Source organism: Bartonella sp. AC62GZZY (genome assembly GCF_042196525.1).
Lineage (GTDB): Bacteria > Pseudomonadota > Alphaproteobacteria > Rhizobiales > Rhizobiaceae > Bartonella.
Window position 1 is genome coordinate 99,557 of sequence record NZ_JBHIQN010000006.1, and the last position, 11,107, is coordinate 110,663.

At 37.4% G+C, this 11,107-nt stretch carries 8 protein-coding genes and 4 pseudogenes; 1 reads left to right on the forward strand and 11 read right to left on the reverse strand.

Annotation, left to right across the window (positions count from 1 at the left end; genetic code table 11):
* Positions 1-1,269 (forward strand): hypothetical protein (locus tag ACFIML_RS05590; protein WP_375687586.1); only part of this gene is annotated, 1,269 nt, incomplete at its 5' end.
* 376 nt (positions 1,270-1,645) lie between these two features.
* Here ACFIML_RS05590 and ACFIML_RS05595 read toward each other — a convergent pair.
* From ACFIML_RS05595 to ACFIML_RS05645, 11 genes and pseudogenes are all read right to left on the reverse strand, one after another.
* Positions 1,646-2,307, reverse strand: a pseudogene (locus tag ACFIML_RS05595) (inositol monophosphatase family protein); the annotation flags it as partial.
* Between the two features lie 8 nt (positions 2,308-2,315).
* The gene (locus ACFIML_RS05600; RefSeq protein ID WP_375615025.1) at positions 2,316-3,107 is read right to left on the reverse strand and encodes an inositol monophosphatase family protein; all 792 of its coding nucleotides are present in this window, start codon (positions 3,105-3,107) and stop codon (positions 2,316-2,318) included.
* Between the two features lie 11 nt (positions 3,108-3,118).
* On the reverse strand, positions 3,119-3,694 hold the full coding sequence (efp, locus tag ACFIML_RS05605; protein WP_375606557.1) for an elongation factor P: 576 nt from the start codon (positions 3,692-3,694) through the stop codon (positions 3,119-3,121).
* A 462-nt stretch (positions 3,695-4,156) separates the two neighbouring features.
* The gene (locus tag ACFIML_RS05610; protein ID WP_375615026.1) at positions 4,157-4,510 is read right to left on the reverse strand and encodes a helix-turn-helix domain-containing protein; all 354 of its coding nucleotides are present in this window, start codon (positions 4,508-4,510) and stop codon (positions 4,157-4,159) included.
* Between the two features lie 370 nt (positions 4,511-4,880).
* Positions 4,881-5,231: pseudogene (locus tag ACFIML_RS05615) on the reverse strand (helix-turn-helix domain-containing protein).
* Positions 5,192-5,374: a hypothetical protein gene (locus tag ACFIML_RS05620; protein ID WP_375606555.1), complete on the reverse strand. Its 183-nt coding sequence runs from the start codon at positions 5,372-5,374 to the stop codon at positions 5,192-5,194. Before ACFIML_RS05620 ends, ACFIML_RS05615 begins: the two are co-directional and overlap by 40 nt.
* Positions 5,375-5,570: 196 nt before the next feature.
* Complete coding sequence (locus ACFIML_RS05625) at positions 5,571-5,969, reverse strand: hypothetical protein (RefSeq protein ID WP_375606554.1); 399 nt, start codon at positions 5,967-5,969, stop codon at positions 5,571-5,573.
* A gap of 627 nt (positions 5,970-6,596) precedes the next feature.
* Positions 6,597-6,965 (reverse strand): annotated as a pseudogene (locus ACFIML_RS05630) (helix-turn-helix domain-containing protein).
* Positions 6,966-7,570: 605 nt separating this feature from the next.
* A complete protein-coding gene (locus ACFIML_RS05635) occupies positions 7,571-8,614 on the reverse strand; it encodes a tetratricopeptide repeat protein (protein ID WP_375606553.1) in 1,044 nt (347 codons plus the stop codon).
* A 1,291-nt stretch (positions 8,615-9,905) separates the two neighbouring features.
* Positions 9,906-10,304, reverse strand: coding sequence for a hypothetical protein (locus tag ACFIML_RS05640; protein WP_375687589.1), 399 nt, complete (start codon positions 10,302-10,304; stop codon positions 9,906-9,908).
* A 632-nt stretch (positions 10,305-10,936) separates the two neighbouring features.
* Positions 10,937-11,107: pseudogene (locus ACFIML_RS05645) on the reverse strand (transcriptional regulator); the annotation flags it as partial.

Here is an 11,107-nt window from a genome sequence, read left to right on the forward strand (position 1 = left end):
CAAAGGGAACAGAAGTGTCTTCAATTGACTGAACAACTTAAGCAAAAAGAGCAAGAGTGCGTTGGATATAAAGATATTATTGCACAAGGGAAACAGAAGTGTCTTCAATTGACTAAACAACTTGAGCAAAAAGAGCAAGAGTGCGCTGGACATAAATATATTATTGTACAAGGGGAACAAAGACTTTTTGCAAAAACTCAAAAAATATCGCAGGAATGGTTGAAACAATGGGATGAGGGAGTAAGGTTATGGGAAAGAGACGCACTGGGGATAAAAAATCCTAGGGAAGATATGAAATTCAGTGGAGATCGGCTTCCATTGGTAAAGGATATTTGTGTTCGAGGGGATCACAAAGTGCGTTTATTGTACAAGCAAGCACTTGGAAAAAAACTTACTGATGAACATTACAAAAAAATATGTAGTCTCTTGGATACCTCGTATTTTAGGAAATTTTTTTTAAAAGCAGTGCGATTAATGAGCAAGAACGGAATAACTCTGCAAAAGTTTGTAGATCCTCTTACGAACAAAAAACGGAGTCAACCTACGATGTTATTACTTCATTGGTGGTTATATGTTCTTGATGATATGATTATAGCTGAATGCAAACAGCACCAAAAGAAAAACTTTACAGGGGAGGATGAAAAGAAAAAATTTACAGATACTTTGTGGGACAACATATCTATGAGTACAGAACACAAAGAGATAGAGAAAATGCTAAACCTTTCGGAATCTTGGTCTGGTGAGTGTACTTTATTATTATATTGTAAAAAGAATGTGTTGTCGTTGTTGTGTGATATTTCCAGTGATTATAAGGCGGCAAGAGAAACTTTCATTTACTATAAGAAGCTTATTAAAACAGTGAAAAAGGGCTATGTTGCTTTTGATAATGGTTGCCATTCTGTCACAGTTAGAGATGTAATCAATACTTGTAAAGAGAATGACACAAATAGAGCAAAAAATCTTTCCATTTTTGAAGGGAATCCAACATTTGAAGAAGCTTACAAATTAGGCGTTAAAGAGTGGATGAAATCATCAAATGAGACATGCGATAACCGGTTGATCTTTTGGGAGAAGCTTGTTGAGGAAAAAAAGTTAAAAGAAAAATTAAAAATTATCTTTGGAGATGAGAAGGTAAAGGCGCTGAAAGAGGCTGTTGAAAAAGATAAAGAGCAGCTTGCAAGTGAAATGCAGAAAGCAATTTTGGAAAACAAAGATTCTCATTATTATAAATGTCGTCAGCAGTTGATAAACTATTTGCAAAACGGTTGAATAAGGGGGGATAAATCAGTGGTTTTTCTGAAATCTCTGCTATTATGCAGTGGTGGAAAAGAGTGAAAACTCTTAAGCATATGCGGCAGCTTTTATGAGAGAGGAAAGATTTTTAGATCAATGGATGGCGCACTGTAAAGAGCATATATTGAGGAGGAAATGGACTGTGTTTTTGCCTCAGGTGCAATAATTGCTTTTGTGGGGGCTTATAGCAAGTACATTTTTTGTTCGTGGTGATGTTTTTTGTCACTATCTCATTCGCGAGTTTCTATCGTTTTCTGTAAGAAAATTAAAAACTCTCTCTTCATGTGGTTTTTTAAGATTCTAAGGGTTTTGTAAAAAACTGTAAGAATTAAATGCCTTTTTTGAGGGTTTTTTATAGTTTAATGCGAATGTGTTTATTGCCGGCAATGATATTTTTTTTGCGAAATATATCGCTACCGCCTTCTTTATCGGTGACAAAACCACCGGTTTTGCGAACCATCAGTATTCCAGCAGCCATATCCCAAATTTGCAAGTTATCTTCCCAAAAGCCATCGGTTCTGCCAGAAGCAACATAAGCTAAATCAAGAGCAGCAGCACCAAAACGGCGAAGTCCGGCAACTTCCATCATCACATTACGTAATTCAATAAGATAGGTTCCATGACCTGGTCGACCAAAATGAGGCATACCTGTGGCAATGACACAATCTTCTAGTCTGCGTCGAGCAGAAACGCGACAGCGCCGGTCGTTAAAAAAAGCACCACACCCACGTTCTGCGGTGAAGAGTTCATCACTCACGGGATTGTAAATGACACCAGCAACGATTTTTCCTTGGCTTTCTAAAGCAATGGAAACAGCAAAAAAAGGAATGCCATGGAGAAAATTTGTAGTACCATCTAAAGGATCAACAATAAAACGATGTTGTGAATCTTCGCCAATGATTTCCTCAGACTCTTCCATCAGAAAACCAAATTTGGGGTGTGCTTTGCTTCATTCATTGATAATATTGTTTCCGCTTTGCGATCTGCTTGGCTGAGGTAATCTGTTGGATTTTTTTTAAGGCTTAAATGCCTTTTTTGAGAACTCTTTCTAATTTTAGGCGAATGTGTTCATTGCCGGCGATAATATTTTTTTTACGGAATATATTGTTGCCGCCTTCTTTATCAGTGACAAAACCACCGGCTTCACGAACCATCAGTATTCCAGCAGCCATATCCCAAATTTGCAGGTTATCTTCCCAAAAGCCATCGGTTCGGCCAGAAGCAACATAAGCTAAATCAAGAGCAGCAGCGCCAAAACGGCGCAATCCAGCGACTTCCATCATCACATTACGTAATTCAATAAGATAGGTTCCATGACCTGGTCGACCAAAATGAGGCATGCCTGTGGCAATGACACAATCTTCTAGTCTGCGTCGAGCAGAAACGCGACAGCGCCGGTCGTTAAAAAAAGCACCACACCCACGTTCTGCGGTGAAGAGTTCATCACTCACGGGATTGTAAATGACACCAGCAACGATTTTTCCTTGGCTTTCTAAAGCAATGGAAACAGCAAAAAAAGGAATGCCATGGAGAAAATTTGTAGTACCATCTAAAGGATCAACAATAAAACGATGTTGTGAATCTTCGCCAATGATTTCCTCAGACTCTTCCATCAGAAAACCAAATTTGGGGCGTGCTTTGCTTAGTTCATTGAAAATAATTTTTTCCGCTTTGCGATCTGCTTGGCTGACATAATCTGCAGGTCCTTTCAAAGACACTTGCAAATTTTGCACTTCACCGTAATCACGTACCAACGAGCGTCCTGCTTTCATTGCAGCTTGCACCATGACATTCATGACTGCAGAATGGGCCATTGTTTATTCCTTTATTTATCTTTTTCATTTGCACGACGCAAATAAATCAACTCATTGGTGTCTACAATGATACGTTCACCAGCATTCATAAAGGGAGGAACAAGAATCCGAATCCCATTTTCAAGAATAGCGGGTTTATAAGAAGCTGTAACTGTTTGTCCTTTAAGTGCAGGATCGGCTTCAGCAATCGTGACAGCAACCTGATCAGGAAGTGAGATGCCGATAGGCTTTTCTTGATAAAGTTCAACTGTAACAGTCATCCCATCTTGGAGAAAAGCGGCACGTTCACCAACAAAATCCTTTTGGAGTTCAAGTTGTTCATAAGATTCTGAATCCATAAAGACCAAAGCATCCCCTTGTTGATAAAGAAAGGTGAAATCTTTTTGTTCAAGGCGCACGCGTTCAACTGTCTCAGCAGCACGAAATCGTTCATTAAGTTTTGTACCATCAATCAAATTTTTCATTTCAACTTGGTTAAATGCACCACCTTTTCCTGGTTTTACAGCGTTACATTTAACAGCAACCCATAAGCTCCCTTGATGTTCGATCACATTACCAGGACGAATTTCATTGCCATTAATTTTCATCGTTTCTATCCAATTCTATTCTTGCAAAAAGAACTCTCTTGTTGTCTTTATGGCACTTTTCTTTGCTGCCTTTAACAGTCAAGCTCTTTTTTTATTTTCGGGTTTACCCCCCCCTTGTTAGCCTTGCGGCTCTCTCCATAATCCTTGTATGCTCTTCATTGTCTTTGCTTATGGGCGTTGCAGAAAAAAGTACAAAAGGACCTTTATGTATTTTTGCTTTTCAGTTCTTTGCAAGACCATAAAAAGTGCTCAGACGCAAGCTTTTTAAAAATTTACACAAACATTTTTTGGGATTTTGGGAAAATTTATCCCGTTTTATTGTAAAATATCATCATTGATGGCAATAATATAAGTTCCGTAAACATGAGGTATTTTTAATTGAGAGCATGTGAATACGGAGTTTATTATAGTGCCTCATGGGATAGAGCGTGGTGTGCGCTATCGTGTGATGTAGCTTGCATTTTAATCAGAGATCAGCTGTAAAATGGCTTTCTGTTTTATCGTGGTAAGAACTCTAAATTTTTTGAGCAGCAGATATTCCTCTGTACTTGATATAACTTCATCATAAGGGTACGGAGGCTGTGGTTTTGTTAAGATATCCGCATAGAAAAAGGAAACTGGAACATTGAGGATATCGGCAATTTCTTTTAAACGCCCTGCGCTGACACGATTTAAGCCGTTTTCATATTTCTGGATTTGTTGGAAGGTGACACCTAAATGTTGACCTAATGTTTTTTGAGATATCTTCAACATTTTTCGTTTCAAACGAATCTTTTTGCCAATGAAAATGTCAATATTAAGATTTTTGGCTTGCATTTTAAAGCCCCCTCCGAGTGCGAGCGCCCTCGCATGAGTATTCCGGGAGTCTAAAAACACTGAACTCAAATCAGCATTTTGCTTTTAGTGCTGAAAGCACTTGGACATAGCAAAATCTCCCGGAATTCCGGGATACCCGCAAAGCGGGGTCAATTCATGTTTGAGTTTTCGGGTTTTTAGATCCCTATTGGTCGTTGCGTATGCGACCAAAACACTTTTCAAGTCATAAAGTAATTTCGGGGGATTAGCAATAAAAATAGTTTTTTAATAAGAGTCGGCGTGTTTTTCGTCCAAGCAAAAAATGCCTAGGGGGGGCTGTTTTGTAAAATACGCATGAATGCTTATGAACAGAATGCATTATCACATAATGTTAGCGTATCTGCTCATCAGAGAGCAGCTGTAAAATGGCTCTTTGTTTTATCGAGGTTAGAACTCTAAATCTTTTGAGCAGCAGGTATTCTTTTGTACTTGATGCGATTTCATCATGAGAGTACGGGGGCAGTTGTTTTGTTAAGATATCAGCATAGAAAAAGAGAAGTGGAACATTTGAGATAGCGGCAATTTATTTTAAACGCCCTATGCTGACACGATTTAATCCGTTTTCATATTTCTGGATTTGTTGGAAAGTGGCACCTAAATGTTGACCTAATGTTTTTTGAGACATTTTAAGCATTTTTCGTCTCAAACGAATTTTTTTGCCAATGAATTTGCCACTGAAAATGTCGTTATAAGGATTTTTACCAAGACCCTAGAAAATGCTACACGGGATATAGAAAACTCTTCAGCTGCTTCAATCACAGATAGTCCAAGTTTTGCATTTACATCTTCGCGTAACAATTCGCTAGGGTGTGGGGCATTTTTCATTATTTTTAGTATTCTTCTTTTCTTAAATCTTAAAGCTATAATTTACACTATTTTGTATTGTCACAATCTATAATAAAATTTATCCACTCTGGCTAGAATGAGGGTTTTTATTGAGATGCAAATCTCTTTGCCTTTCGCAAGAGCTTTTAAGTCTTTACGTGTAAAATATAGAGAATGTTTACATTAAATAGCGGGTTCATTTGGGCTGAGTACTTATATGAGCACGTAGTTCTCCGTTCACACTATACTGAAAAAGAGACACTATAGTGCTACTATTTAATTTTACTCTATACCTCAAATTCACACCCATGTTTTGTTGCTTTTGAGGTTGATCTGTATAGATCACATTATATCCATTCCGTCGCAACAGATTGATAAATAAAGGAGTAAAGTTGTCTGCTGTATTATTTTTCTTTATAAGAAATGTGGTTGTAGCTGGTGGTAGAGGTCTCTTGATATAGCTAATAAATTTGTTAGCAACTAATTGTGCCTGACGCTTTGTAAGACTTTGATCAACATAATTTGATGAATAATTGCCTACAGATGCGCAACCAGCCACCAACACAACCGGTGACAGCAATAAATATTTTAACATCTTTAATTCCCCTTACTTATTGTTGCTCTTTATTTGCGAAGCTCCTCTTCCAGAAATAAGAGCAACTTTACTTATAGCCATTAACAACATATCGGTATCTAATCAATAGGTTAATTAATCAATGAATAGTGGTTTCAGCTGTAAAGGCTGCTTGAAGTGCTTCTGGTGGCGTATATTTTAATAAACTGCTGCTTTTAGTGATTATGATAAAAAAGCAATTTTTTGCGTTTGCATGTTAAGATCATGTCCTCTATCTATAAAATGATGCGTTAGGTTCTGTTTCAGATCGACCAAAAAAATTTTCAAGCATTGCTTTTTGAGGGCTATCTTTTTTTTAATACGTATGAATGCTTATTCTGTTTTCTGTAAAATACTATCGTTTGAGGTGTGGTGTTTGTAAGGCATCAAATTTTGTACATGTGATGTTTTTATGAGAGTATGTGGTGAATATTTGAGGGAGAGCTTGTCCGGATAATCTTGTGAAATGAACCACATAAAATGGGAAGCTAAAAGAGTTCTGTTCTGAGAAGACGGATTGTTTCCCAACTGGATAGGGAAGGGGCTTCTGTCCTTTGAGGGGTGGGAGGCAAGTTAAGAACAGAGAGTGTAGCGCCCTATATTATGATGTTAAAAGCTTTCATTTTGATCAGAGAGTAATTGTAAAATGGCTCTTTGTTTTATCGAGGTTAGGACTCTAAATTTTTTGAGCAGCAGGTATTCTTTTGTACTTGATGCGATTTCATCATGAGAGTACGGGGGCAGTTGTTTTGTTAAGATATCAGCATAGAAAAAGAGAAGTGGAACATTTGAGATAGCGGCAATTTATTTTAAACGCCCTGCGCTGACACGATTTAAGCCGTTTTCATATTTCTGGATTTGTTGGAAAGTGACACCTAAATGTTGACCTAATGTTTTTTGAGACATTTTCAACATTTTTCGTTTCAAACGAATTTTTTTGCCAATGAAAATGTCATTATCAAGATTTTTGGCTCGCATTTTAAAGCCCCCTCCGAGTGCGAGCGCCCTCGCATAAGTATTCCGGGAGCTTGAAAATACTGAATCCGAATCAGCCTTTTTGCTTTTAGTGCTGAAAGCACTTGGACATAGCAAAAACTCCGGGAATTCCGGGATACCCAAAAAGTGGGTTCATTTTTATGTATCGGACCTTAGGGTTTTTAATCCCCGTTGATCGTTGCGTATGCGACCAAAAATACCTTTTAATATGTAAAGTAATTTCGGGGGATTAGCAATAAAAATAGTTTTTTAATAAGAGTCGGCGTGTTTTTCATCCAAGCAAAAAAATAAAAAATAGAGCTTTCGGAATTTTCGGAATAGCCTAGCTCTTTTGCTTATTGGATATCGTTTGCTTAAGCAAATGTTACCAGTGCGTTTTCTTTACCAATGAAAATGTCGTTATCAAGATTTTGGGCTTGCATTTTCAAGCCCCCTCCGAGTGCGAGCGCCCTCGCATGAGTATTCTGGAAGTCTAAAACACTGAACCCAAATCAGCCATTTTGCTTTTAGTGCTGAGAGCACCTAGACAGTGCAAAAACTCCCGGAATTTCTATAAATTTTGTCTTTTTGCAGCAGAGAGGAGTATTTTAAAAAACAGGAAGGAGCTTTATTGCTTCTTTGTGCGCTTTTTCTAGTTGTGTTTTGTCCATGCCTTGGAGCATTATTTCAAGATCAGGGGCTTGCATTTTTGCTTCCTTTGCGAGCATATACCATGCTGCTGCCATGATTATATCGCCTTTTGTTCCTGTGCCATCTCGATAAAGTCTTGCAAGGGAAATTTGTGCTGGCGCAATCATGTTGACGGCATTTCTTTGAAGTAAATGAAAAGCGCGGTGAAAATCTGTTTCTCCTCCACGTCCCTGTACAAGCCATTGCGCTAAAAGAAGTTGAGCTTCTAAGTGGTTGTTTTGAGCCGCTACCTCCATGAGCTTACGGGCATTATGATCATCCTTTGGTCGATTTAATGTGCCTAAAGACAGAATTTTGGCAGCAGAAACAGCAGCTTCAGCATCCCCAAGAGCAGCACCTTTTAAGTACCATTTTAAGGCTTGCTCGATTGCTTCATTTTCACGACTTTGGGAAGAAACACCAGGGAGAGCTTGTTTTTCACGTGAGGCTTTATAAAGAAGCAGTTGTCCATAATAAAAATAGGCTTCCTTGACGCCTGCATTGACAGCTTTTCGAATAAACTGTTCACCAAGATCTTGATTTTGTTTCATAAAATGACCATCAAACAACATAAGCCCATAGCGTAATTGTGCTTGAGGTTCCCCCTGTTTTGCTGCACGCTCAAACCATAAAGCAGCACGCGCACCGTCAACAGGAACAGCGCATCCTTCCATATAAATTCGGGCAAGAAGAGTTTGTGCAAAAGGATCATTTTTTTCAGCACGTCGGAGTGCTTCACGAAAAGCTTTTAAATAATAACCTTGGATGTAATAGTCATAGGCTTGGTCATAATCTCCAGCTTTTAAAGGCTGAAAAGGTTTTTGTGTGTTTGACGCATCTTGAACCGTATTGAAAGAACGTTCAAAACTTGAGAATTCTTCAGTATTTCCAGAAGAATTTACAACAGAATTTGCAAGCCCAATCATTCCTAAGATAAGCAGCTTAACGCTTCTCTTGATCATGGTGTTTTCTCCTCATTACCGAACAGAATTTTCACATTTTTCTTTCATCATATCAAGTATGAGCAAAGAATTATCTTGCGTAAAAATACTTATCTTCAAGGACATAAATTTATATTGCGGTTTTCTCTCCCGCATTAAAGTTGTAAAAGGCTGAAAAATCGCTCCCCATTTGAACAACAGCAAAAATTTCCATAGATCTCTGTCCACCACCTTGCTCATTGGAGATTACGAGGGTGAGAGTGTGGCTTTTTATCAGCTTTGCTACAATGACTTATTAAGTGAGAGGTTGTATATCATGTTTTTGCGTAAAACACTGTTGTTTAGGACAGTGATATAAGGCGTAGTAAATTTACTATATCAAGTGTTTTGGGTGAGTGTGATAAATCTTCAAGGTAGCTTATCCATAAAACCCTATGAAGTGAACCGCATGAGGGATCAAGCAGTGAAAACTAGTCCTAAGAGACGCTGAACTTTTTACAGATCGGCAACTGTAGGAGCTTTTTTCCTTTGAGGAGTGAAAGGCAAGTATGTGCATACCATTTTTTATGAGAAAAACGACGATTTAGCATCCATTTTAAAAGTTTAAAAGCCCAATGGTTTTTTCAAGTTTAACGGAGGATATTTTTAAAGTGCTCCAATAACAGCCATAATTTTCTTTACACAAGCGCAAAGCATTGCAATAGCTGTTGTAAACTCTGTTCGTTCATCATAGCACCATAACAATTAGCAATGAAAACCACAAAACCTCCGAATTGTGGTATGCTAGAATTATGGTACACTAAATGAGAAGCAAAAAACGTTAAAAATATCCTATTTCTACAAAATTTCTTTTGAATAAACCACCGTGGATAAATTACATTGGAAACTATCCATTTTTTATTACTATGATATTTTAAAAGGTTCTTCTATTAGTGCAGTTGGACAGTGTTTTTTGCCATTGTCTTTCCTTTTATTTTTAAAAAACTCATTTTTTGCAAACAGCGGACTATTCAACTGCTTGAATCACTAAATAAACTAAGTTTTGCACTTAAATCTTCGCACAATAATTCACTAGAGTGTGGAGGATTTTTCATTATTTTTTAATACTCTTCTTTCCCTTATACTTAAACCTAAAGTCATAACTTATTTTCTCGTACGTATTGTTTCTCATATCGTGATGAAATACAGAAAAATTTGTTCACTCTGGCTAAAAAACAAGAGTTTTTATTGAGGTGCAAATCTCTTTTCTTTAACAAGAGTTTTTAAGTCTTTACGTGTAAAATATAGAGAATGTTTACATAAAATAGCGGGTTCATTTGGGCTGAGTAATTATATGAGCACGTAGTTCTCCGTTCACGTTATACTGAAAAAGAGACACTATAGTGCTACTATTTAATCTTATTCTATACCTCAAATTCACACCCATGTTTTGTTGCTTTTGAGGTTGATCTGTATAGATCACATTATATCCATTCCGTCGCAACAGATTGATAAATACAGGAGTAAAGTTGTCTGCTGTATTATTTTTCTTTATAAGAAGTGTGGTTGTAGCTGGTGGTAGAGGTCTCTTGATATCGCTAATAAATTTGTTAGCGACTAATTGTGCCTGACGCTTTGTAAGACTTTGATCAACATAATTTGATGAATAACTCCCTACAGATGCGCAACCCGCCACCAACACAACAGGTGACAGCAATAAATATTTTAACATCTTAATTCCCCTTACTTATTGTTGCTCTTTTTTGCGAAGCTTCTACACCAGAAATAAGAGCAACTTTGCTTATAATTTTATTAACAACATATCGGTTTTCACTCAAGCGGTAATTCATCAATAAATAATGGTTCCAGCCTTAACTTAAGGCTTCTTGTAGTGCCTCTTGCAGCGCCTATTTTAAATAAACTTTTACTTTTAGTGATTGCGATAAAAAGGCGATCTTTTGCACCTACATGTTAAGATTACATCCTTCATCATCCTTATAAAATGATGCGTATACTGCTCCAGATCAACCAAATAAATTTTCAAGCATTGCTTTTTGAGGGGCGCTTTTTGAAAAATACGCATGAGTGCTTATCCTGTTGTACTGTAAAATGCTATTGTTTGAGGTGTGGTGCTGTAAGGTGTAAAATTTACCATATAGTGTTTTTATAAGAGTATGTGGTAAATTTTCAAAAGAGGGCTTGTCCATACAATCTTGTGAAACAAACCATATGAAATGGGAAGCTAAGAAGAAGCAGTTCTTGAGAAACAGGATTGTTTACCAACCGGATAGGAAAGGGATTTTCGTCCTTTGAAGTGTGGAAAGAAAGCCAAGAACAGAGAGTATAGTGCTCTGTATCATGATGTTAAAAGTTCTCATTCCGATCAGCGAGTAACTGTAAAATGGCTTTCTGTTTTATCGAGGTTAAAACTCTAAATCTTTTGAGTAGCAGATATTCTTCTGTGCTTGATGCGATTTCATCATGAAGATATGGGGGCTGTTGTTTTGTGATGATATCCGCATAAAAAAAGGCAAT

Bases quoted from the DNA above. Each gene is read 5' to 3' on its own strand.
- ACFIML_RS05600 (WP_375615025.1), bottom strand. From the start codon at position 3,107: ATGGCCCATTCTGCAGTCATGAATGTCATGGTGCAAGCTGCAATGAAA.
- efp (WP_375606557.1), bottom strand. From the start codon at position 3,694: ATGAAAATTAATGGCAATGAAATTCGTCCTGGTAATGTGATCGAACAT.
- ACFIML_RS05610 (WP_375615026.1), bottom strand. From the start codon at position 4,510: ATGCAAGCCAAAAATCTTAATATTGACATTTTCATTGGCAAAAAGATT.
- ACFIML_RS05620 (WP_375606555.1), bottom strand. From the start codon at position 5,374: ATGAAAAATGCCCCACACCCTAGCGAATTGTTACGCGAAGATGTAAAT.
- ACFIML_RS05625 (WP_375606554.1), bottom strand. From the start codon at position 5,969: ATGTTAAAATATTTATTGCTGTCACCGGTTGTGTTGGTGGCTGGTTGC.
- ACFIML_RS05635 (WP_375606553.1), bottom strand. From the start codon at position 8,614: ATGATCAAGAGAAGCGTTAAGCTGCTTATCTTAGGAATGATTGGGCTT.
- ACFIML_RS05640 (WP_375687589.1), bottom strand. From the start codon at position 10,304: ATGTTAAAATATTTATTGCTGTCACCTGTTGTGTTGGTGGCGGGTTGC.